At 64.8% G+C, this 23984-nt stretch carries 17 protein-coding genes; 10 read left to right on the plus strand and 7 right to left on the minus strand.

The features are described from left to right. Nucleotide 1: 1 nt before the first annotated feature. Entirely contained in the window at nucleotides 2–298 is a 297-nt protein-coding gene (locus A6B35_RS16610) for a hypothetical protein (protein ID WP_006205878.1), read from the plus strand. 305 nt (nucleotides 299–603) lie between these two features. Continuing rightward, a complete protein-coding gene (locus A6B35_RS16620; RefSeq protein ID WP_006205879.1) occupies nucleotides 604–1140 on the plus strand; it encodes a DinB family protein in 537 nt (178 codons plus the stop codon). Nucleotides 1141–1275: 135 nt separating this feature from the next. Here the strand turns inward: A6B35_RS16620 and hppD are convergent, their stop codons facing one another. Beyond that, complete coding sequence (hppD, locus tag A6B35_RS16625; RefSeq protein WP_006205880.1) at nucleotides 1276–2391, minus strand: 4-hydroxyphenylpyruvate dioxygenase; 1116 nt, start codon at nucleotides 2389–2391, stop codon at nucleotides 1276–1278. A 138-nt stretch (nucleotides 2392–2529) separates the two neighbouring features. Between hppD and A6B35_RS16630 the strand changes: the two genes are divergently transcribed. After that, on the plus strand, nucleotides 2530–2997 hold the full coding sequence (locus A6B35_RS16630) for an Lrp/AsnC family transcriptional regulator (protein ID WP_006205881.1): 468 nt from the start codon (nucleotides 2530–2532) through the stop codon (nucleotides 2995–2997). On the opposite strand, the gene A6B35_RS16635 is transcribed toward A6B35_RS16630, so the two are convergent. From A6B35_RS16635 to aztA, 4 genes are all read right to left on the minus strand, one after another. After that, nucleotides 2994–3332 (minus strand): protein tyrosine phosphatase family protein, encoded by a 339-nt coding sequence (locus A6B35_RS16635; RefSeq protein ID WP_006205882.1) that lies wholly within the window; start codon nucleotides 3330–3332, stop codon nucleotides 2994–2996. The genes A6B35_RS16630 and A6B35_RS16635 overlap by 4 nt on opposite strands. Nucleotides 3333–3455: 123 nt before the next feature. Beyond that, nucleotides 3456–4397, minus strand: coding sequence for a zinc ABC transporter substrate-binding protein AztC (gene aztC / locus A6B35_RS16640; RefSeq protein ID WP_006205883.1), 942 nt, complete (start codon nucleotides 4395–4397; stop codon nucleotides 3456–3458). Between the two features lie 34 nt (nucleotides 4398–4431). After that, nucleotides 4432–5307, minus strand: coding sequence for a zinc ABC transporter permease AztB (gene aztB, locus A6B35_RS16645; protein WP_006205884.1), 876 nt, complete (start codon nucleotides 5305–5307; stop codon nucleotides 4432–4434). Beyond that, nucleotides 5307–6116 (minus strand): zinc ABC transporter ATP-binding protein AztA, encoded by an 810-nt coding sequence (gene aztA, locus A6B35_RS16650; protein WP_006205885.1) that lies wholly within the window; start codon nucleotides 6114–6116, stop codon nucleotides 5307–5309. Before aztA ends, aztB begins: the two co-directional genes overlap by 1 nt. Nucleotides 6117–6352: 236 nt before the next feature. Between aztA and A6B35_RS16655 the strand changes: the two genes are divergently transcribed. After that, nucleotides 6353–6697: a RidA family protein gene (locus tag A6B35_RS16655; RefSeq protein WP_006205886.1), complete on the plus strand. Its 345-nt coding sequence runs from the start codon at nucleotides 6353–6355 to the stop codon at nucleotides 6695–6697. A gap of 123 nt (nucleotides 6698–6820) precedes the next feature. On the opposite strand, the gene hutC is transcribed toward A6B35_RS16655, so the two are convergent. Together hutC and A6B35_RS16665 are read right to left on the minus strand one after the other, a co-directional pair. After that, complete coding sequence (gene hutC, locus A6B35_RS16660; protein ID WP_006205887.1) at nucleotides 6821–7561, minus strand: histidine utilization transcriptional repressor HutC; 741 nt, start codon at nucleotides 7559–7561, stop codon at nucleotides 6821–6823. Further along, nucleotides 7558–8910, minus strand: a complete 1353-nt coding sequence (locus tag A6B35_RS16665; protein ID WP_006205888.1) for a formimidoylglutamate deiminase — start codon at nucleotides 8908–8910, stop codon at nucleotides 7558–7560. The genes hutC and A6B35_RS16665 overlap by 4 nt, the downstream gene beginning before the upstream one ends. Before the next feature lie 96 nt (nucleotides 8911–9006). On the opposite strand from A6B35_RS16665, the gene hutI reads away from it, so the two are divergent. The 6 genes from hutI (at nucleotide 9007) to A6B35_RS16695 (ending at nucleotide 23781) form a co-directional block, all read left to right on the plus strand. Further along, nucleotides 9007–10242, plus strand: coding sequence for an imidazolonepropionase (gene hutI / locus A6B35_RS16670; protein WP_040584006.1), 1236 nt, complete (start codon nucleotides 9007–9009; stop codon nucleotides 10240–10242). Further along, entirely contained in the window at nucleotides 10239–11780 is a 1542-nt protein-coding gene (gene hutH / locus A6B35_RS16675; RefSeq protein ID WP_006205890.1) for a histidine ammonia-lyase, read from the plus strand. The genes hutI and hutH overlap by 4 nt, the downstream gene beginning before the upstream one ends. Beyond that, entirely contained in the window at nucleotides 11777–12592 is an 816-nt protein-coding gene (gene hutG / locus A6B35_RS16680; protein ID WP_040584007.1) for an N-formylglutamate deformylase, read from the plus strand. The genes hutH and hutG overlap by 4 nt, the downstream gene beginning before the upstream one ends. 28 nt (nucleotides 12593–12620) lie before the next feature. Continuing rightward, on the plus strand, nucleotides 12621–14291 hold the full coding sequence (hutU, locus tag A6B35_RS16685) for a urocanate hydratase (RefSeq protein WP_006205892.1): 1671 nt from the start codon (nucleotides 12621–12623) through the stop codon (nucleotides 14289–14291). Between the two features lie 86 nt (nucleotides 14292–14377). Next, nucleotides 14378–14965: a HutD/Ves family protein gene (locus A6B35_RS16690; RefSeq protein ID WP_006205893.1), complete on the plus strand. Its 588-nt coding sequence runs from the start codon at nucleotides 14378–14380 to the stop codon at nucleotides 14963–14965. A 257-nt stretch (nucleotides 14966–15222) separates the two neighbouring features. Then, a complete protein-coding gene (locus tag A6B35_RS16695; RefSeq protein ID WP_006205894.1) occupies nucleotides 15223–23781 on the plus strand; it encodes a glycoside hydrolase family 94 protein in 8559 nt (2852 codons plus the stop codon). Nucleotides 23782–23984: the final 203 nt, after the last annotated feature.

Consider the following 23984-nt stretch of genomic DNA (forward strand, 5'->3'; position numbering starts at 1 on the left):
AATGACGGGCGGGGCATTCTATCTTCTGTGCGGCGTCTGGGCGCTTGTGATGCTGGCGATCTTCATCCAGGCGATCCGGCTGAGTTATCGCATCGAGGCGCGCTCGCCTGACCTCACCAACCGCAGCGGCTTTCCGCGCAACGCGATGATGTTCCACACCGTCACCAACATCAACGTCGCGCGCGACGAGGAAACGCAGGCCATGCGGCGGCGCATGAACCGGCTGCTGCTGATCGTTCTGGCCGGGTTCGTGGTCATGTGGGCGGGCCTCTATCTGATGCGGTCGACGGACGCTTGACTGGCAGATGCCGTACTCCGTTCCCTATCTTTGTTGGATCGGACTTTGCAGCGTCGCAACCGGCTGGCTGTTGATCTCCGCAATTCGGCTCTGCCGGCAGGTCGAGGACCGGTCTGAAAGGCTGCGCAATTTCAGCAGCATGGCGCGCCTACCGAAGCTTATTCATGTTGCTTTGAACCGGGACGTCGCAAGCGACGCCGAAACACAGGCGCTGCGGCGCGGCATGAACGCTCGTCTTACGGGTATAGTTGCCCTGGCCGGCATTACAAATTTGGTTGCCTGGACCGGTTGGGCAGGCGCATAGCATGGATATTCTCACCCACTTCAGCCGCATGGCCGGCAACAATCTCTGGTCGAACGACCGGCTCTATCGTGCCGTGCTCGCGCTCAAGCCCGGTGAGTTCGAGGCCGAGCGCACCAGTTTCTTCCCCTCGATCAAGGCGACGCTCAACCACATCCTTGCGGTCGATTATCTCTATCTCGATTTCCTGGAGCAGGGTGGTGTCGGCGCTGCGGCCTATGATGATTTCGTGCCGTTCGATAGGCCTCAGGCGCTGTTTGCCGCCCAGGTCGCGGCCGACCGCAGGCTCATCGCCTTCTGCGACGCCCTGTCAGAGGCCGATCTCGACCGCCGCGTCATCACCGACCGGCGCGAGGACGGCATGGTCCCGGAAAAGATCGGCGACATCCTCGCCCACGTCTTCCTGCACGACATCCACCATCGCGGCCAGGTGCACGCGATGCTGTCCGGCACCTCCGTCGCGCCGCCGCAGCTGGACGAGTTTCTGCTCGATTATGATGTGAAGCTGAGGAATGAAGAGGTAGAGCGGTTGGGATTGTGATCGACCAATCCGCGATATTGGCGCCGCCCCTCATTGCCCTGCCGGGCATTTCTCCCCGTTACGGGGAGAAAGAGGCTGGCCGCAACCCGACGCCGCAGGCGGGTGAGGGGCAGCTCTACGTTGGTAATTTGACCGTTACGCGGCCTTGCCGTCCACCTTGATCACCCCGCGCTTGATCTGGTCCTGCTCGATCGATTCGAACAAAGCGCGGAAATTGCCCTCGCCAAAGCCTTCGTCGCCCTTGCGCTGAATGAACTCGAAGAAGATCGGGCCGATCACGGTTTTCGAAAAAATCTGCAGCAGGATCTTGGTCATGCCGCCGTCGACCACGCCTTCGCCGTCGATCAGGATGCCGTGCTTCTTCATCCGCTCGATCGGCTCGTCATGGCCGTTCACACGGTTCTGCGACATGTCGTAATAGGTTTCCGGCGGTCCCGGCATGAACTTCAGCCCGTTTGCCGCCAGCCTGTCGGTGGCGCCGTAAATCTCGTCGGTGCCGACGGCGATGTGCTGGATGCCTTCGCCATTGTACTTCTTCAGATATTCGGCGATCTGGCTGGTCTCGTCCTTGGACTCGTTCAGCGGGATGCGGATCTTGCCGCAGGGCGAGGTAATCGCCCGGCTGACCAGGCCGGTGATCTTGCCGTCAATGTCGAAGAAATGGATCTGCTTGAAGCCGAACAGCTCGCGGTAGAAATCCCACCATTTGTCCATCTGGCCGCGATAGACATTGTGGGTGAGGTGGTCGAGATAATAGAAGCCGACGCCTTGCGGCCGCAGGTCGCGCTCGCCCAGCCATTCGAACTCGGCGTCATAGGCCGAGCCCTTCTTGCCATAGGCGTCGATGAAATAGAGCAGCGAGCCGCCGATGCCGACGATGGCCGGCACGTCCAGCGCCTTGTCCTTGCCTTCGTAGGGCGTGGCGCCTTTGGCCACGGCATGGTCGAACGCGTGCCTGGCATCGACCACCCGCCACGCCATCGAGGCGGCGCAGGGGCCGTGCTTGTCGGCGAATTTCATCGCATGCGAACCGGGCTCGGCATTGACGATGTAGTTGATGTCGCCCTGGCGCCAGACGGTGATGTTCTTGCTGCGGTGTTTGGCAACCGCGACATAGCCCATGCGGGTGAAAAGCTCGGCGAGCTTCTCCGGCTCCGGATGCGCGAATTCGACGAACTCGAAGCCGTCGGTGCCGGCGGGATTGGCCTTGCTGATCTTGGCGGGCGGTGCGTCGTGCGGGAAGGGGCCCATGGCAGGTCTCCGAAAGCTGTTCTGGCCGCTCTTGGCCATCCTTGCCCATTATAGCGCCAACCAACCGCACAGAGCTTGCATTCAAACGCTTGAAATGTTCATCTGATGCGTGAAGCGTGCACAGAGAGGAGAACGTCCGTGGATGATGTGCGCATTGATCAATTTGACCGCAAGATACTGGCGCTTCTGCAGGCCGATGCGCGGTTGACCAACAGCGATTTGTCGGACCGGGTGAATCTATCGCCGTCGCAATGCTCGCGCCGCCGTCAGCGGCTGGAAGAGGACGGCTATATCAAGGGGTATCGCGCCGTGCTCGATCGCGACCGGCTCGGCTTTTCGCTGGTCAACGTCATCTCGGTGACCTTGGCCACCCACAACCGCGACAATGCCAGGCGCTTCGGCGAATTGCTGGCGCGGCTCCCGGAAGTGCAGGAGGCGCACGCGCTGACCGGCGAGATGGACTACATCTTGAAGGTGGTGACGCCGGACCTGAAGTCGCTGTCGGAATTCGTCAACGACGTGCTCTTGCCGCACGAATCCGTGCAGCACGTGAAGACGGCGATCGTGCTGGAGACACTGAAGGAAACCGGCGCGCTGCCGATCTAGGCCTTCTGCTGCTGGATCAGGCCATAGAGATTGGTGCAGCGCGCGCCCGAGCGGCAATAGGCGAACACCGGGCCTTCGAGCTCGTCGAGCGCCGCGGCCTGGTCCTCGACATTCTCCATGGTGATCTGGCCGCTGATGACCGGGATGAAACGGAAGGTGAGCCCCGCCGCTTCGGCGGCTGCCTTGACGCTGTCGGCCGAAGGTTGGCCGGGCTGCTCATTGTCGGGCCGGTTGCAGATGACGCTCTTGAAGCCGGCTTCCTTGATGGCGGCGATGTCTTCGAGCTGGATCTGTCCCGCGACCGAATAGTCTTCGCTGATCTGGCGGTATTCCATGGTGTCCTCGCAATCCGATTTGTCGGCAGTCTTGCCACTCCCCGGTCGGACCGGCAATCCGCGCAGGGAAGAAATCTCCCTGCGCAGATAGACATTTCCGGCGACGAATCCAACCGGCCTTGCTCAACTGCCGAGGATGGCGCCTTTGATCTGGGCGATGTTGTTGTGCATCATGTCGATATAGGTCGAGGCCGGGCCGCCGGGCTGCGACAGCGCGTCTGAGTAGAGCGTGCCGCCCACCTTGATGCCGGTCTCGCTGGCGATCTGCTCGATCAGGCGCGGATTGGTGATGTTCTCGACGAAGATCGCCGCCGCCTTGTCCTGCTTGACCTGATTGACCAGCTTGGCGACGTCGGCGGCCGAAGGCTCGGAATCGGTCGACACGCCCTGCGGCGCCAGGAAGGTCAGGCCGTATTCGTGTTCGAAATAGCCGAAGGCGTCATGCGAGGTGATGACGACGCGTTTTTCTTCCGGGATGGACTGGATCGCCGTCTTCACTTCGCCTTCGACCGCATCGAGCTTCTTGGTGTAGGCGGCGGCGTTGCTCTGGTAGCTGACGCAGCCCGCGGAATCGGCGGCGCAGAAGGCATCGGCGATGTTCTTCACATAGATCTTTGCGTTGGCGATCGACTGGAAGGCATGCGGGTCGGTGACCGTCTTGCCGCCACCCGTGCCGGCGCCTTCGGCAGCGTCGGCATCGGCGAACTCAGGCTTGAAATCGATCGGCGTCACACCCTTGGTCAGCACCGCGATTGTCGCCTTGGTGGCGCTGGCGTCGATCAGGCGCTGCAAAAAGCCTTCGAAATGCAGCCCGTTGACCAGCACCACATCGGCGCCGGCCATCGCCACTGCATCGGCCGGGCTCGGCTCATAGACATGCGCGTCGCCATCCGGGCCGACGATGGTGGTGATGTTGACCCGGTCGCCGCCGACATTTTTCGCGAAATCGGCAATGACCGTGAAGCTGGCGACCACCTTGAGCGGCGCCGCGAAGGCCGAGGAGGCTCCAAAGGCGCTTAATGTTATAACGCTCATGGTCAGGGCGGCGCGGATCGATTTCAGCATTGGGAAGATCTCCTTGTAGGGCGGGGGGTGGGGATCAGGCGGTTCGGTGGCGGTGATGCACGATGCGAGCGCGCAGCACGCCGCGCGTGCCGAACAGGATCGAGGCGAAGTAGACGACGCCGGCGGACAGGATGATGGCCGGACCTGACGGCAGCGACGCGTGATAGGAGAGCAGCAGCCCGGCAATGCAGGAGGCGAAGCCGATCAGCACCGCCAGCACGCACATCGGCTCGACGCGCACGGTCCAGAAGCGGGCGGCCGCCGCCGGCAGCATCATCAGCCCGACCGACAGCAGCGTGCCCAGCGCCTGGAAGCCGCCGACGAGGTTGAGCACGACGAGGCCGAGAAAGATGAAATGCACCGGGCTGCCGAGACGGCTGACCGAGCGCAGGAACAGCGGATCGAGGCATTCCGCGACCAGCGCCCGCCAGAAGATGACGAGGCAGACCAGCGTCACCGCGACGATGCCGCCGATCAGCGCCAGCGCCTCATTGTTGAGCGCCAGCACGGTGCCGAACAGCACATGCATGAGGTCGACGCTGGAGCCACGGATCGACACCATCAGCACGCCGATGGCGAGCGAGATGAGATAGAAGGCCGCCATCGAGGCGTCCTCGCGCTGGATGGTGAAGCGCGAGACGGCACCGGCCCCGAGCGCCACGATGATGCCGGCGATCAGCCCGCCAATGGTCATCGGCAGGATTTCAAGCCCATAGAACAGGAAGCCGGCGGCGGCACCGGGCAGGATGGCATGCGCCATGGCGTCACCCGACAGGCTCATGCGCCGCAGCATCAGGAAGACGCCGACCGGGCAGGCGCCAAGCGACAGCATCAGCGAACCGATCAGGGCCCGCTGCATGAAGCCGAAATCGGCAAAGGGGGCGATAAAGAGGGTGTAGAGCGCGTCCATCAGGCTGCCCTCGGCCCGGAGCCATGATGGTGGTCGTGAACGTGATCGTGCCCGTGGACATGCCCGTAATCATGGCCTTCCGGCTCGCACCACGGCGCATTCTCTTCCCACGCTTCATGGAAGCGGCGGGCGCGCAAAAGGTTCTCCGGCCGCAGCGTTTCCTTGGTCTCGCCCCAGGCCACCGGCTGGCGGGCGAGCAGTAGCGTTTCGGGGAAATTCTGGCGGACGAGGTCGAGATCGTGCACGACGACCATGATGGTGCGCTCCTCGCCGTGCCAGCGTTTGATCAGCGCGATCAGGTCGCCGACGGTCTTGGCATCGACGGCGTTGAACGGCTCGTCGAGCAGGATGAGATCGGCGTCCTGCAGCAGCACCCGGGCAAACAGCGTGCGCTGCAGCTGGCCGCCCGACAGCGTATCGATCGGGCGTTTCTCGAAGCCGCCGAGGCCGACGGCCATCAGCGCCTGGCTGACGGAGTCACGGTCTTCCTTTGTGTAGCGGCCGAGCATGCCGCGCTTGGGCCAGAGGCCCAGCGAAACCAGATCGACGACCCGTGCCGGAAAGGAACGATCGAGCTCCGACTGCTGCGGCAGATAGGCGGCGCGAACGCCGGGCGCACGGATCACGCTGCCGGCCATCGGCTTGAGAACCCCGACAATGCCCTTCATCAGCGTCGACTTGCCCGAACCGTTGGCGCCGACGACGGCGGTCAGCGAGCCCTTGCGGATGGTGCCGTCGAGATGATGGATCGCCGGGTGGCTGCCATAGCCGAGCGTCAGGTCGCGGAAGGTTAGGCAGGCATTTGTCATCAAAACGATCCGTGGCGCGGAAATCCGCGCTGCTGCAGGCGGTCAAGTCGATATGTGATGTTATTACATTAGTCAACAAGCCAATCTGGCGGAATTGCGGCGCCCAGGTCAACTTGCCGTGTACGGTTGGCCGCGCGCCCACCGCCTTGGCTCAAGAAGGATTCGCCCAGGCGGCCTTGCCCGAAGCAAGCCGCGACTCTAAAGAGGCGCGACCCACAAATGGAAGGAAACATCCCATGAGCATTCGTCGCATCGATGTAGGCCCGCGCATGACCCAGATCGTCATCCACGGCAACACCGTCTATCTGGCCGGCCAGGTCGGCGAACCCGGCGGCAACGTCGCCTCGCAGACCCGCGACATTCTGGCGACCGTCGACGAATTGCTGGCCAAGGCCGGCACCGACAAGACCAAGATCCTGCAGGCGATCATCTGGCTGGACGACATGGGCACCTTCGCCGAAATGAATGCGGAATGGGACAAGTGGGTGCCGCAAGGCCACACGCCGGCCCGCGCCACCGGTGAGGCGAAGCTTGCCGGGCCGGAGTATCTGGTCGAGATGATCATCACTGCTGCGCTGTAAGCGCCTGCCCTCTACCTCCCCCTTGTGGGGAGGTCGGGCCGAAGGTCCGGGTGAGGGAAGCGCCGCACCTCCACCCCGCTGCTTCGCAGCGACCCTCCCCACAAGGAGGAGGGTAAAGAGGCGCTACCCCTGCGAAGGCCTGAACCGCGCCACCAGCGTGTGGCTCTCGGCCGCATAAATGAAGCGGACATGGGTGACTGGATGCTCGGCGCTCCATGTCCGCCGTTCGACCACCAGGCACGGCGCGCCGGGCTCGATGTCGAGGGCATCGGCAATGTGCTGGTCGGCGGCAATGGCGCGGATGCGATGCTCGGCTTCGCTCCACGGCACGCGGCCGATCAGCCAGGGGCCGGGTGCGATTTCAAGAAATTCCTCCTCGCCGGCCTCCACGACGGCGGTCAGATTGATCAGCCGTTGTTCGTGCGCGAACGGCCGCTGTCCGGCGAAATGCAGGCACTCCAGCGCCAGCACCGGCCCTGCGGCGGTTAGCTCAAGCAGGGCGCGGTCCTCGGCGCTGCTGCGCCGCTTCAGCCGCGCCAGTCGTTCATAACGGTAAAGCAGGCCAAGCGCCTCGACCTCTATCCGGATGTCGTGGATCTCCAGCACCGCGGCCTGCGATTGCGGCCGGCGCACGAAGCTGCCCGAGCGGCGGCGGCGCTCGATCAGCCCGGCCTTGGCCAGCTGTGACAGCGCCTTGTTCACCGTCATGCGCGAGCAATTGTACTCAGCCGTCAGCTCGTGCTCGAACGGGATGCGGTGGCCGGGCGCCCAGGCACCTGACAGGATTTTTTCGCTGATGTCGGACAGGATGCGCTGGTGCAGCGAGCCGCCGCCTTCCGTCGCTGCTGTCTCGATCAGGCTCATGCCGAAAGCGCCGTCATCACTTTGCGAAACCGCGCGGCAATCGCCTCGCGCTTCGCATGCCGGCCGCCGCTGACCTGCTTCTTGCCATGCACCCAAACGCAATCGACTTTGGTGCCATTGGCGAAGATCCAGGCATCGAGGATCGCGTCGCCGGCCTTTCCGGTTAACGATGGGTGACCTCCATCAAGCGAGACGAAATCGGCAGCGGCCCCGGCAGCGATCCGCGACGGGCCGGCGCCGAGTGCGGCGCTGCCGCCGCCGAGCGCCGCATCGAACAAGGCGCGCCCGGTCGAGCCGCCGGCGACCGCCAGCACGTTGCGGGCGCGGTGGGCGAGACGCTGCGAATATTCGAGCTGCCTGAGTTCGTCCGGCAGGCCGATCAGCACATTGGAATCGGAGCCGACACCGAAGCGTCCGCCATGTTCTCTGAACAGCGGCGCGGCAAAGGTGCCGTCGCCGAGATTGGCCTCGGTGATCGGGCATAGCCCAGCGACAGCGCCGCTTTTTGCCATGGCGACTGTCTCGTTCTCGGTCATGTGGGTGGCATGGATCAGGCACCAGCGCTGGTCCACCCCGGCATTGGCGAGCAGCCATTCGACCGGGCGCGCACCGGACCAGGCGAGGCAGTCCTCGACTTCCTTGACCTGCTCGGCGACGTGGATGTGGACGGGCCCGTCCGGCGCCATAGCGGCAACCGAGGCGAGTTCATCCGGCGTCGCGGCGCGCAGACTGTGCGGGGCGACGCCGATGACGGCTTGATTCAGAGCGCGAACGCATTCCCGGCTTTTCTCAAGCAGCAGCGCGAACCTCCCCACATCATTGATGAATCGCCGCTGGCCTTCATTGGGCGCCGCGCCGCCGAAGGAGGAATGCGCGTAAAACACCGGCAGCAGTGTCAACCCGATGCCTGTCTCGCCGGCCGCCGCCGCGATGCGTTCAGCCATCTCGGCGATGTTGGCATAGGGCTTTCCGTCGCAGTCGTGGTGCAAATAGTGAAATTCGCCGACGCGTGAAAAACCGGCCTCGAGCATCTCGACATAGAGTTGGGCGGCGACCGCCTCGACCTGGTCGGGCGTCATCGACAGCGCGAAACGGTACATCACCTCGCGCCAACTCCAGAAACTGTCGGCGGAAGGGCCGCGCAATTCGGCAAGGCCGGCCATGCCGCGCTGGAAGGCGTGGCTATGCAGGTTCGGCATGCCGGGAACCACGATGGCATGGCGCTCGTCGCCGGCTTGCGGCGATGCACCTGCGTCGACTGTCACGATGCGGCCTTCAGCCAATGATATCCTGACATTGCCGTGCCAGCCGTCGCTCAGCAGCGCCTGTTCCGCAAAGATCGCCGTCACGTTTTTCTCCGAATCCCGCTTTCCATTCACGATAGCACTTGCAGTGCGTTTCAATATGTATATACATAATTGCCATCCATTGAAACGGAAAAGATGATGGCGGCACAAATGAAAAGCCCGGCAGGGGGCCTTCACCTTTGGCGCAATGCGCGCCTGGCGACCATGGCCGAAAACACGGCCGGACTTGGCATCGTCGAAAAGGGTGCGATCGCCGCGCGCGATGGCCTGATCGCCTATGCCGGCCCGGAAGCCGAGATGCCGTCGAGCCTAGCTCAGGGCACCGAGAGCATCGACTGTGAGGGCCGCTGGATCACGCCCGGCCTGATCGACTGCCACACGCATCTTGTCTATGCCGGCAACCGCGCCAACGAGTTCGAGATGCGTCTGGCCGGCGCCACCTATGAAGAGGTCGCCAAGGCCGGCGGCGGCATCGTCTCCTCGGTCAAATCCCTGCGTGCCGCCAGCGAGGACGAACTGGTCGCCCAGACGCTGCCGCGCCTTGACGCGCTGATGGCGGAGGGCGTCACCACCGTGGAAGTAAAGTCGGGCTATGGCCTCGACTTGGCCAATGAGACAAAGTCACTGCGCGCCGCGCGACGGCTGGGCAACAAACGCCCGGTGACGGTCCGCACCACATGTCTCGCCGCCCACGCGCTGCCGCCAGAGGCACAAGGCGACAAGGACGCTTTCATCGATCTGGTCGCCCAGGAGATCCTGCCGGCCGTCGCCGCCGAAGGTCTCGCCGATGCGGTCGACGGATTCTGTGAAGGCATCGCCTTTTCGCCCGAGCAGATGGCACGTGTTTTCGACGCGGCCAGGGCGCTCGGCTTGCCCGTAAAACTCCACGCCGACCAGCTTTCCAACCTGCACGGCGCCGAACTCGCCGCCCGCTATGGCGCGCTGTCGGCCGACCATCTCGAATACACCGACGACGCGGGCGCGGCGGCGATGGCCAAGGCCGGGACCGTGGCGACGATCCTGCCCGGCGCCTACTATTTCATCCGTGAGACCAAGAAGCCGCCGGTCGGCTTGTTCCGCCAGCACGGCGTGAAGATGGCGGTCGCCACCGACTGCAATCCCGGCACCTCGCCGCTGACCTCGCTGCTGTTGACCATGAACATGGCCGCGACTTTGTTCGGCCTAACCGTTGACGAGTGCCTTGCGGGTGTCACCCGCGAAGCGGCTCGCGCGCTGGGGCTGCTGGAAAAGACCGGCACCTTGGAGGCCGGCAAATCCGCCGATCTGGCGATCTGGGACATCGAGCGCCCGCCCGAACTCGTCTACCGCATGGGCTTCAACCCGCTGCATGCCCGCATCTGGAGAGGACAATGACCGAACTCGTTTTGAAACCCGGCAATGCGACGCTTGCCGACTGGCGCGCCATCTACCGCGGCGCCGTGCCTAGGCTGGATGACGCCTGCCGGCCAAAAATCAAGGCCAGCGCCGAGGCCGTCGCAAGGATCGTCGCCAAGGGTGAGCCGGTCTATGGCATCAACACCGGCTTCGGCAAATTGGCGAGCGTGCGCATTCCCGCCGCCGACCTCGAGACCCTCCAGCGCAACATCGTGCTGTCGCATGCCGCCGGTGTCGGCGAGCCGATGCCGGTCGCTGTCACCAGGCTGATGATGGCGCTGAAACTCGCCAGCCTGGCGCAGGGCGCATCCGGCGTGCAGCCGCAGACCATCGAATTGCTGGAAGCCATGCTCGCCAACGACGTCATCCCGGTGGTGCCGGCTCAAGGCTCGGTCGGCGCTTCCGGCGATCTCGCGCCGCTGTCGCACATGACGGCGGTGATGATCGGCGTCGGCGAATGCTTTACCCCGCATGGCCGTTTCCCGGCCAAGGTTGCCTTCGTCTCGCACGGGCTGGAGCCGGTGACCTTGGGCGCCAAGGAAGGCCTGGCGCTGCTCAACGGCACGCAGTTCTCGACCGCCTATGCGCTGGCCGCTTTGTTTGAGGCCGAAGTGCTTTATCAGTCTGCGCTGGTCGCCGGCGCGCTGTCGACCGACGCCGCCAAAGGCTCCGACGCCCCCTTCGATCCGCGCATCCATCTGTTGAGAAAGCATCGCGGCCAGATCGAGACGGCAGACGCACTGCGCAATCTGATGGCCGGCAGCGCTATCCGTGAATCGCACCGCGTCGGTGACGAGCGCGTGCAGGATCCGTACTGCCTGCGCTGCCAGCCGCAGGTGATGGGTGCCGCCCTCGATGTGCTGCGCAAGGCCGCCGATACGCTGGGCACCGAGGCCAATGGCGTCACCGACAATCCGCTGATCTTCGCCGAGGACGATACCGCGCTTTCCGGCGGCAACTTCCACGCCGAGCCGGTGGCCTTCGCCGCCGACATGATTGCGCTCGCCGTCTGCGAGATCGGCTCGCTGTCGGAACGCCGCATCGCCATGCTGGTCGATCCGGCGCTGTCGGGCATGCCGGCCTTCCTCACGCCGAAGCCCGGCTTGAATTCCGGCTTCATGATCCCGCAGGTGACCGCGGCGGCGCTGGTCTCCGAGAACAAGCAGAAGGCCTATCCGGCGAGCGTCGATTCCATCCCGACCTCGGCCAACCAGGAAGACCATGTCTCGATGGCCGCCCACGGCGCGCGCCGGCTGATCGGCATGGTCGAGAACGCGACTGCCGTCATCGGCATCGAGTTGCTGGCCGCGGCCCAAGGTTGCGACTTCCACGCACCGCTGGCCTCGAGTGCCGCGCTCGAGGCGGTGCGCAAACTGGTTCGGGCCGAAGTGCCGCATCTCGACAATGACCGCCATTTCCACCCCGACATAGAAAAGGCCATCGCCATGGTGCGCAGTGGTGCCGCGGTGAAGGCGGCGGGCGCGGTGGCGCTGCCCGCGATCTCGGGAGCGGCATGATGGCCGACTGGCTTACGGTAACGCGCGGCACGGCCCCGCTGCTGGTGTCGATCCCTCACACCGGCATCGATCTCGCCGGCCTCGAGAACCGTTTGGTCTCGCCTTGGCTCGGCCGCCGCGACTGCGACTGGTGGATCGACAATCTCTATGATTTTGCTGCCGGCCTCGGCGCGACGATCATCCATACGGCGATCTCGCGCACCGTCATCGACGTCAACCGCGACCCGTCCGGCGCCTCGCTCTATCCCGGCCAGGCAACCACCGGGCTCTGCCCGACCGAGACTTTCGATGGCGACCCGCTCTACCGCGAGGGCGAGGAGCCGGGACCGTCGGAAATCGACCAGCGTCGCGAAAAATACTTCGCACCCTATCACGCGGCCCTGCAGGCCGAGATCGACCGGTTGCGCGGCCTGCACGGCAAGATCGTGATCTACGACTGCCACTCGATCCGCTCGGTGCTGCCGCGCCTGTTCGAAGGCACGCTGCCGGTGTTCAACCTCGGCACCAATGACGGCAAAAGCACCGATCCCGTGCTGCAAGGCAGGGTCGCCGAGATCATGGCCGCAACGGGCGAGACATGGGTGGTCAACGGCCGCTTCAAGGGCGGCTGGATCACCCGCAATTTCGGCCAGCCGCAGAACGGCGTGTATGCGCTGCAGATGGAGCTTTCCAACCGCGGCTACATGCGCGAACCCGAAGGAAGGGGCGCGCCGGACAACTGGCCGGTGCCTTACGACGCCGAATACGCGGCGCCGATCCGCGCCACGCTGAAGACGATCCTCGAAACCGCCATTGACTGGGCCGGGCGCTGACGCGCCGCCTTACTCGAAAGGGACAATGATGACCGATCCTCGCCACAACATCCGCGAAGTGCGCGCCCCGCGCGGCGACAAGCTCAACGCCAGATATTGGACGACCGAAGCGCCTTTGCGCATGCTGATGAACAACCTCGATCCGGATGTCGCCGAGAACCCCAACGAGCTGGTCGTCTATGGCGGCATTGGCCGTGCCGCGCGCACCTGGAATGACTTTGATCGCATCGTCGCCTCGCTGAAGACCCTCAATGAGGACGAGACGCTGCTGGTCCAGTCCGGCAAGCCAGTCGGGGTGTTTCGCACCCATCCGGATGCGCCGCGCGTGCTGATCGCCAACTCCAACCTTGTGCCGCATTGGGCGAATTGGGAAAAATTCAACGAGCTCGATAAGAAAGGCCTGATGATGTATGGCCAGATGACGGCCGGCTCGTGGATCTACATCGGCACGCAAGGCATCGTGCAGGGCACGTACGAGACCTTCGTCGAGGCCGGCCGCCAGCACTATGGCGGCAACCTCAAGGGCAAGTGGATCCTGACCGGCGGCCTCGGCGGCATGGGCGGCGCCCAGCCGCTGGCCGCGGTCATGGCTGGCGCCTGCTGCCTCGCCATCGAATGCAATCCGGATTCGATCGATTTCCGCCTGCGCACCCGCTATGTCGACGAGAAGGCCGAGACGCTCGACGAGGCGATGGAAATGATCGAGCGCTGGACCAAGGCCGGCGAGGCGAAGTCGGTCGGCCTGCTCGGCAATGCGGCCGAGATCGTGCCCGAGATGTTCAGGCGCGGTATCCGTCCCGATATGGTCACCGACCAGACGTCGGCGCACGACCCCATCAACGGCTATCTGCCCAAGGGCTGGACGATGGCCGAGTGGCGCGAAAAGCGCGTCAGCGACCCCAAGGCTGTCGAGAGAGCTGCCCGCGCCTCGATGCGCGAACATGTCGAAGCGATGGTGGCGTTCTGGAATGCCGGCGTGCCGACGCTCGACTACGGCAACAACATCCGCCAGGTGGCCAAGGACGAAGGTTTTGAGAACGCCTTTGCCTTCCCCGGTTTCGTGCCCGCTTATATCCGCCCGCTGTTTTGCCGCGGCATCGGCCCGTTCCGCTGGGCAGCGCTGTCTGGTGATCCCGAGGACATCTACAAGACCGACGCCAAGGTACGCGAACTCACCCCCGGCAACACCCATCTGCACAACTGGCTGGACATGGCGCGCGAGCGCATCGCCTTCCAGGGGTTGCCGGCGCGCATCTGCTGGGTCGGCTTAGGCGACCGACACCGGCTCGGCCTTGCCTTCAATGAGATGGTCGCCAAGGGCGAACTCAAGGCGCCTGTCGTTATCGGCCGCGACCATCTCGATTCCGGCTCGGTCGCCTCGCCCAACCGCGAGACCGAAGCGATGAAGGACGGCTCCGACGCCGTCTCCGACTGGCCGCTGCTCAACGCGCTGCTCAACACCGCGTCGGGCGCCACCTGGGTGTCGCTGCACCATGGCGGCGGCGTCGGCATGGGCTTTTCGCAGCATTCCGGCATGGTCATCGTCGCCGACGGCACGCCGGACGCCGCAAGGCGCCTGGAGCGGGTGCTGTGGAACGACCCGGCGACCGGTGTCATGCGCCACGCCGATGCCGGCTACGACATCGCTGTTGACTGCGCCAAGCAGCACCAGCTTAACCTGCCGGGCATTTTGGGGTGAGAAACGCCCGGCCGCAGGCAGGCGAAAAGCCACGGAATCGGCTTTTCGAGTTTCGAACGCCCGTAGCCATAACGGAGGGCTGAGCCGTGCGCATCCTTCGTGCCGCCGACTACCGCGTCATGCCGTGGAAGAACGGCGGCGGTACGACGACCGAAATCTCCGTCTCGCCTGAGGGCGCCGGGCTCGATGATTTCGACTGGCGCGTCTCCATGGCGCGCGTCGAGGCCGGCGGGCCGTTCTCCAGCTTTGTCGGCGTCGACCGCACCTTGGCCGTGCTGGAAGGCGAGGGCATCGTCCTCGATATCGCCGGCCGGGCCCCTAAGGAACTGACCGGCACAACCGCTCCGTTTTCCTTCCCGGCCGACGTGCCGACTGGAGCATCGCTGATCGCCGGCCCGATCACCGACCTCAATGTGATGACCCGCCGCACCCGCATGACCCACACTGTCGAGCGGCTGCTGATTTCGGCTGCGATCGACGTTCAGCCGGCGGCCGATGCGACGCTGGTCCTGTGCCTCGACGGTGAATTCGCGGTGCACGGCGCTGCGCCGGCGCGCCTGGGTCCGCTGGATGCGGTTCTGCTGGGGCAGGGTGCCTCAAGGCTTCGCCTGGAGCCCGCCGGGACGGTGGCTATGTTCGTCGTCCACATCGGCCGTGTTCCCGGAAACGGTTAACGCCTGTCTCCAAACATGATCGCGCTGCCGGCGAAATATCGCGTAAGCTGTTGCCCGTACCACGAAAAAGCCTGAATCCGATCAAATCCGAATGGGTGCGAGGGGCGCTCATCCGGAAGTTGTCGAGAGACGGCGCCCTGTCGCGCGCGGAAACAACATTTCGGCAATGTCGCCATGCAACCAATTGCATTTGAATCGGTTTTAGGGACATTGCCGTGGCGGGGACGCCGCATCGCGCCCGCTATACGGAATTTTCAATGAACATACAGACGAACCCTGCCAAGATCGAAAAGACGAGCGCCGCCTTTCCGGCCATAACGGAAGAGCCGATCCGCTCCAATTTCCTCCCGGAGGACCGCCTGCGTGCGCTGGGCAGCGGTCTCGCCGAGGGCGAAGTCGGGGACCTGTTCGGGCTGACGCCGTTCGAATTCCAGGCCCGTATCCGCGACAGCGCGAAACGAATTCTCGAAGTCTACCGCTCGACCAATGCCGCGCAGGCCAAGGGCGAAACCATCACGCCGGCGGCGCAATGGCTGCTCGACAACAACTATCTGGTCGAGGAGACGATCTTCCAGGTCAAGCGCGATCTGCCGCGCCGCTTCTATCGCCAGTTGCCGACCCTTAAACTGGCCGACGGCACCAGCGTGCCGCGCGCTTTGGCGGTGGCCTGGACCTATGTTGCGCATTCCGACAGTTCTGTCTCGGCGACCATGTTCAAGTCGATCGTCGAGGGTTTTCAGTCGGTCGAGCCGCTGAAGATCGGCGAGCTCTGGGCGCTGCCATCGCTGCTGCGCTTCGTGCTGATCGAAAACCTTCGCCGCATCGCCGTGCGCGTCAACCGCACGCGGCAGATGCGCCAGATCGCCAACGAAGTCGCCGACCGCGTGCTGGCGACCGACGACAACGCCGACCGCCAGGCGATCCTGTCGCATTACGTCACCCATGCGCAGGACACCACCTTCGCCACCCAGCTGCTCTACCGTCTGCGCGACGGTTCGCAGAATGCCGGCCGGGCGCTGGAATGGCTGGAGGGCGAGCTCGAGAAGACCGGCTCCGACGCCGAGGAAATCATCATCTCCGAGCATCACACGCTGTCCAGCGGCAATGTCACCACCGGCAACATCATCCGCGGCCTGCGCCTGATCAACGACGTCGACTGGACGGTATGGTTCGAAGGCGTCAGCCGCATCGACACGCTGCTGCGCGAGCGCACCGATTTCGCCGCGCTCGACTTCTTCTCGCGCGACCAGTACCGCACCGCTATCGAGCAACTGGCGCGGCGCTCCGAGCTTTCCGAATACCGCGTCGCCGAGAAGGCGATCGAGCTTGCCGGTCATGCTGCCGGTGATAACGCTGCCGAGAGTGCGGCGCATACGGATGTAGGTTTCTTCCTTGTCGGTCCGCTCCGGCTGGAGCTGGAAAAGGCGATCGGCTACCGGCCGACCGTCGCCGTCACGGTCAAGCGCACCTTTGCCAGCACCGGCTGGCTGGGCGTCGTCGTGCCGGTGTTTGCGCTGACCGTCCTGCTTCTGGCACTCGCCGGCAATGCGCTCGCCCATCTCGGCCTGTCGGTGCCGTCCATCGTGCTGATGCTTGCGCTGTTCGCGGTGCCGGCCAGCGAGGGCGCGCTCGCCTTCTTCAACACCGTCGTCTCGCTGTTCCTGAAGCCGACGCGGCTCGTCGGTTACGACTACAAGCACGGCGGGGTGCCGGCCGAAGCGCGCACGCTGGTCGTGGTGCCCTCGCTGATCGGCTCGCGCGATGATGTCGAAGAAAACATCCGAAACATCGAGGTGCATCACCTCGCCAACACGGCCGACGAGATCCGCTTTGCGCTGCTTTCGGACTGGCCGGACTCCAAGACCGAAATCGACGCCGCCGATATCGAGATCCTGCAATATGCCCGCGACGAGATCGCCCGGCTCAACGCCCGCTATCCGTCGGAAGGCGCGCCGCGTTTCTATGTCCTGCACCGGCGCCGGCTCTACAACGCCGCGCAAGCCTGCTGGATGGGTTGGGAGCGCAAGCGCGGCAAGCTGCACGAGCTGAACCTTTTGCTGCGCGGCGACAGCGACACCACCTTCCTGCCGCTCGATGTACCGCTGCCGGAAAACGTCGTCCATGTGATGACGCTGGACGCCGATACGCGCACCACGCGCGATGCCGTCGCCACCTTGGCCGGCAAGCTCAGCCATCCGCTCAACCGCCCGCATTTCGATGCGGCCAAGCGCCGTGTCACCGCCGGCTACACCATCCTGCAGCCGCGCATCACCGCCTCCTTGACCAGCGGCGACGACGCCTCGTTCTTCCAGCGGATTTTCTCCGCCAATCGCGGCCTAGACCCTTATGTCTTTGCCGTTTCGGACGTCTACCAGGACGTCTTCGGCGATGGCTCCTTCACCGGCAAGGGCCTCTACCATGTCGATGCCTTCGAGGCGGCGCTGAAGGGCCGCATCGAGGAGAACACCATCCTCAGTCACGATCTGCTCGAAGGCGCTCTGGCGCGCTCGGCTTTGGTCACCGATGTCGAGCTGGTCGAGGACTATCCGACCCGCTATTCGGTCGATGCTTCCCGCCATCACCGCTGGGCGCGTGGCGACTGGCAGCTGCTCAGCTTCATCTTCAATCCGCGCTCCGGCGTGCCGGCGCTGTCGCGCTGGAAGATGGTCGACAATCTGCGCCGCTCGCTGACGCCGATTTTCTGGGTGATGGCGGCGATCGCCGGCTGGACGCTGCTGCCTTTCACGCAGGCCGCGCAATGGCAGGCGCTGCTGATCCTCAGCCTGTTCATGGCGCCGACCTTCGACATCGTCAACGGCATCCTGCCCAAGAGCGGCGACCAGACGCCGCGCGGTCATTTCTCGGCGCTGGCGCGCGACACCGTCTTCGGCACGGCCCTTGTAGCGCTCAAGATCCTGTTGATGGCGCACAACGCCTGGATGATGGGCGACGCCATCGTGCGTACGGTCTACCGCCTGTTCGTCAGCCGGCAGAACCTGCTCGAATGGCGCACCGCCTCGCAGGCGCACAAGAGCGGCGGCAGCGACCTCGGCGCCTATTACGGCATGATGTATGGCGCCGTGATCATCGGCGTCGTCGGCCTGGCCATCCCGGTGCTTGCCGATTCCACCGGCGCCTTCGTCGCCTTCTTCTTCGCGATTTTCTGGATCGGCTCGCCGGCGGTCGCCTGCTGGATCAGCCGCTCGGCCGAGACCGAGGACCGGCTGCGCATCTCGGCCGCCGACATCCATACGCTGCGCACGGTAGCGCGGCGCACCTGGCATTACTTCGAGACCTTCGTTACCGCCGAGCACCACAATCTGCCGCCGGACAATTTCCAGGAGAGCCCGGCGCCGGTGGTGGCACCGCGCACCTCGCCGACCAATATCGGCGTCTACCTCTTGTCGGTGGTCTCGGCGCGCGATTTCGGCTGGATCAGCCTGTCCGACGCCATCACCCGCATCGACGCGACGATGTCGACCATCGAGAGCATGCCGCGCGATCGCGGCCATCTCTACAACTGGTACGACACGACCACGCTGAAGCCGCTCTATCCGCTCTACATTTCGGCCGTCGACAGCGGCAACCTCGCCGGCCATCTGGTGGCGGTGGCGGCGGCCTGCGCCGAATGGGCGGAAGCGCCTTCCGTGCACCTGCAGGGCGATTTCGAGGGCATCCTCGACACGGTGACCATCCTCGACGAGAGCCTCGAGGAATTACCCGACGACCGCCGCCAACTCAGGCCGCTGCGCCAGCGGCTCGCCGATCGCCTCGACGGCATGCGGCGCGCGGTGATGACCATCAAGGCGCAGCCCGAGATGGCCTCGATCCGCACCATCAACCTTGCCGTGCTCGCCGGCGAGATCCGCAAGCTTGCCGTCGCCATCCACACCGAGGCCGCGTCGCCGAAGAGCGATGTCATCGCCGATTGGGCGGCGAGGCTGGAAGCTACTTGCGAGGCGCATGTCCATGACTCGCACAATGACGAGAACGCTGTCGAAACCCTGCGCGCCAGGCTCCTGGCGCTGCGCGAGCGCACGCGCCGCTACGCCTTCGAGATGGATTTCTCCTTCCTGATGCGGCAGGAGCGCAAGCTCCTGTCGATCGGCTACCGTGTCGAGGAACACCAGCTTGACGAAAGCTGCTACGACCTTCTCGCCTCCGAGGCGCGACTGACCAGCCTGTTCGCCATCGCCAAGGGCGACCTGCCGACCGAGCACTGGTTCCGGCTTGGCCGGCCCATCGTCGAGATCGGTTTCCAGGGCTCGCTGATGTCCTGGTCGGGCTCGATGTTCGAGTATCTCATGCCGCCGCTGGTGATGAAGGAGCCGCAGGGCAGCATCCTCAATCAGACCAGCAAGCTGATCATCAAGCGCCAGATCCAGTACGCCCGCTCGAAGAACGTGCCGTGGGGCATTTCGGAAGCCGCCTACAACGCGCGCGACCGCGAACTGACCTACCAGTACACCAATTTCGGCGTGCCCGGGCTCGGCCTGAAGCGCGGCCTTGGCCAGAACACGGTGATCGCGCCTTACGCGACGATCCTGGCGGCGCAGTTCACGCCGCGTGAATCCGTGCAGAACCTGGCCAGGCTGAAGGCCATCGGCGCGCTTGGCCGGCACGGCTTTTACGATGCCGTCGATTTCACGCCGCAGCGCGTGCCCGAAGGCGCCGACCACGCCGTGGTGCTGAACTACATGGCCCACCATTCCGGCATGTCGATCGCCGCCGTCGCCGACGCCATCTTCGAAGGACGTCTGCGCGACCGTTTCCACAGCGACCCGGTGATCGAGTCGGCCGAACTCCTGCTGCAGGAGAGGGCGCCGCGCGACATCCCGACCGCCACTGTCCGGACCGAGGCCGACGAGCGCTCGAAGGACGAGACCGAGACCGAGAGCCCGGATACACGCATCATCCTCGATCCGGCACGTGCGCTGCGCTCGACCAACGTCATGTCCAACGGCCGCTATTCGGTGATGGTCACCGCCACCGGCTCGGGCTACAGCCGCTTTGGCGAGCTTGCCGTCACCCGCTGGCAGCCGGACCCGACCGAGGACCGGCTCGGCTCCTACGTCTTTCTGCGCGATGCCGGCACCGGCGACTGGTGGTCGGCGACGTCAGAGCCGAGGCGGGCGGAGAACGAGCGTGTCCAGACGCTGTTTTCCGACGACAAGGCGAGCTTCATCAAATCCGTGGGATCGCTGCGTTCGGAGGTCGAATGCATCGTCATCTCGGAAGGCAATGGCGAAGGCCGCCGCGTCACGCTCTACAATGACGGTGCCGTCGACCGGCATATCGAGGTGACTTCCTTCGCCGAACTGGTGCTGGGCAACGAAGCCTCGGACTACGCCCATCCGGCCTTCTCGAAAATGTTCGTCGAGACCGAGATCGCGGCCAACAAGGGCGCCATCTTTGCCACCAGGCGCAAGCGCGAGAAGAACGAACCCGACCTCACCATGGCGCATTTCGTCACCGATCCTTCGGGACCGGCGCGCGATGCCGAGGCCGAGACCGACCGGCGCGCCTTCATCGGCCGCGGCCGCACCATCGTCGATGCGGCTGCCTTCGATTCCGGCGCCAAGCTTGGGGGCCATTCCGGCTTCACGCTGGATCCGGTCGCCGCCCTGCGCCGGCAGGTGCGCGTGCCCGCCAACAAGAAGATCTCGCTGACCTTCTGGACCGTCGTCGGCGCCAACCGTGCCGAGCTCGACGAAGCCATCGCCCGGCTCGACCATCCGGAAAGCTTCGCCCGCCAGGCGATGCTCGCCTGGACCCGCAGTCAGGTGCAGACCCGCCATCTCGGCCTTAGCCTGACCGACGCCGCCAATGTGCAGAAGCTGGCACGCTATCTGGTCTATCCCGATCCCTTCCTGCGCCTGCCGGCCGAATCCATCGCGTCGGGGCTCGGCAAGCAGTCCAGCCTGTGGCCGACCAGCATCTCCGGCGACTTTCCGATCTTCCTGGTCCGCATCGGCGACGTCGCCGATCTGGAGATCGTCGCCCAGGCGCTGCGCTTCCAGGAATATATGCGCGCCCGCGGCATGATGATCGACTTCGTCGTCGTCAACGAACAGGCGTCCTCCTATGTGCAGGACCTGCAAAGGGCAGTCGAGACGCTGTGCGAAAACGCCCGCCTGCGCGGCAAGGAGCTCGGCCCGCGCCAGCACATCTTCGCCGTGCGCCGCGACCTGATGGACGAGGCCACCTACAAGACCTTGCTCGCGGTTGCCCGTGTCGTGCTGCACACGCGCAACGGCACCATCTTCGACCAGATCGAGCGCGCCGAGGCGGCGGCGCTGCAGGCACGTGATGCCCTGCAGCCGGCGCCGGGCGCGGCGGGCCCTCGCGAGTCATCGCTGCCGGCACCGGCCTTCATGGCGCGCCCCTCGGCGGAAAGCAGCGCCGACGGCAGCGGCTTGAACCTCTGGAACGGTTTTGGCGGCTTCGACGGCGACGGCCGTCATTACGTCACCCGTTTGACCGGCCACCGCACGACGCCGCAGCCCTGGATCAACGTCATCTCCAACGCGTCGTTCGGCTTCCATGTCTCTGCCGAGGGCGCGGCCTTCACCTGGAGCCGCAACAGCCGCGACTACCAGCTGACGCCATGGTCGAACGATCCGGTCTCGAACCGGCCGAGCGAGGGCATCTACATTTACGACCACGCCAGCGGCAAGGCATTCTCGCCGACGGCCGCCGTGCTGCGCGATCCCGCCATGACCTACGAAACATGGCACGGGCAGGGTTTTTCGACGTTCCGCTCGAAGCGCGGGCTGCTGTCGATGGACCTGACGCATGTGGTGGACCCGGACGATCCGGTGAAGATCACCCGGCTGCGCATCCAGAATTCCGGCTCGGTGTCGGCGCGGCTGCGCATCTATGCCTACGCCGAATGGGTGCTTGGCAGCCATCGCTCTCGCACGGCGGCGACCATCGTGCCCGCGCGGGACGTGGCCACAGGCGCACTGCTGGCGAAGAATCCCTATGGGCTGGATTTCAGCGAGCGGGTGGCCTTCCTGGCCGCCGGCGGCCCGGTGCATTCGGTGACGGCGGACCGCGGCGAGTTCATCGGCAGGCACGGCAGCAGCGAGTATCCGCAGGCGGTGCTGGCGGGTGCCAACCTGTCCGACCGTGTCGAGGCCGGTGATGATCCCTGTGCCGCGATCGCCAGCGACGTGGACATCCCCGCCGGCGGCGACGTGACGCTTTTCTGGCTGCTCGGCGACGCGGCCTCTGTCGAAGAGGCGAGCGCGCTGGTGCAGACCCATCGCGGCAAGGATTTCGACCAGCGTCTGGCCGACAATGAGCGCGTCTGGCGCGGCTTCCTCGATACCATCCAGGTCGAAACGCCCGACAAGGCGCTCGACGCCATGGTCAACCACTGGCTGCCCTACCAGAGCCTCGCCTGCCGCATCCGTGCCCGCTCCGCCTTCTACCAGGCGAGCGGCGCCTTCGGCTTCCGCGACCAGCTGCAGGACACGATGGCGCTCTTGGCTCATGACCCGAAACTGGCGCGCGACCAGATCCTCAACGCGGCGCGCCGGCAGTTCCCCGAGGGCGACGTGCAGCACTGGTGGCTGCCGCGCACCGATGCCGGCGTGCGCACCATGATCTCGGACGACGTGGTCTGGCTCGCCCACGCCACCAGCCGCTACATCGACGTGACCGGCGATGCCGGCATCCTGAAGGAGCAATTGCCGTTCATCGACGGGCAGGAGCTCGGCGAAGGCGAGCACGATGCCTTCTTCACGCCGGAGATTTCCAAGACGCATGCCTCGCTCTACGACCATTGCGCGCGGGCGCTCGATCTCGCCATCAAGCGCAGCAGCCCGGCCGGCCTGCCCCTGATCCTCGGCGGCGACTGGAACGACGGCATGAACCGCGTCGGCGAAGGCGGCAAGGGTGAGAGCGTCTGGCTGGGCTGGTTCCTCTTGAAGACGCTGGGCGACTTCGCCCCCGTTGCCAAGACGCAGGGCGACACCAAGCGGGCGCAAGCCTGGACAAAGCACGCCGATGCGCTGAAGCGGGCGCTGGAAAGCACCGCTTGGGACGGCCAATGGTATCGCCGCGGCAGCTTCGACGACGGCAGCCCGCTCGGCTCGCACAATTCGCAAGAGTGCAAGATCGACTCCATCGCTCAGTCGTGGAGCGTGCTGTCGGGTGAGGGCGATCCGGCGCGCTCGACCACCGCCATGCAGCAGGCGACAAAGATGCTCGTCGACGACGAACTCAAGATCGTCAAGCTGTTCACGCCGCCCTTCTCCAGGACCGACAAGAACCCGGGCTACATCAAGAGCTATCCGCCCGGCGTACGCGAGAACGGCGGCCAGTACACCCACGCGGCGACATGGTTCGTCATCGCGCTGGCCGAGATGGGCCGCACCGACGACGCCTATCGATGCTTCTCGATGCTGAACCCGGTCAACCATTCCGCCGACGAGGCGGCCGCCGAGCATTATCGGGTCGAGCCCTATGTCGTGGCGGCCGACATCTATGCCGGGGAAGGCAAGGGCGGTCGTGGCGGCTGGACCTGGTACACCGGGTCGGCCGGTTGGCTTTACCGGGCCGCGGTCGAAGGCATTCTGGGTATCGAGCGGCGCGGCAAGCAGATCACGTTCCGGCCGAAACTCCCCGGCCATTGGGACGGCTATGCGGCGACGCTCAAGATGCTGGGGGCCGAGGTCAAGGTTCGCGTCATCCGCGACAAAAAGGCCAAATCCATTTCGCTCGAGGTCAATGGAACCAAGACAAAATCCTCGTCCTTTGAGCCGAAAGCCGGCGACAAGGTCGAGGTGGTTGTCAGGATACCTGCGTGAAATCAAAGGCTTGAAGTGCTATCTGCACGTTTTTCGGGGTGTGCAGTACTCTGCAGTCTTTATTTGCTCATGATCTTGGCGAATGGGCGGTTCGGCCCATTAGCCCCAGCTACGCAAGCTTCCGGTGATTAAAAATGTGGCAGCGCTTCGGCGCTGCCATGATTTTGCCGCAAGGCTGACATTTCACCTTTTATCTCAAACCG

The sequence above is a fragment of the Mesorhizobium amorphae CCNWGS0123 genome, from assembly GCF_001686985.1.
Lineage (GTDB): Bacteria > Pseudomonadota > Alphaproteobacteria > Rhizobiales > Rhizobiaceae > Mesorhizobium > Mesorhizobium amorphae.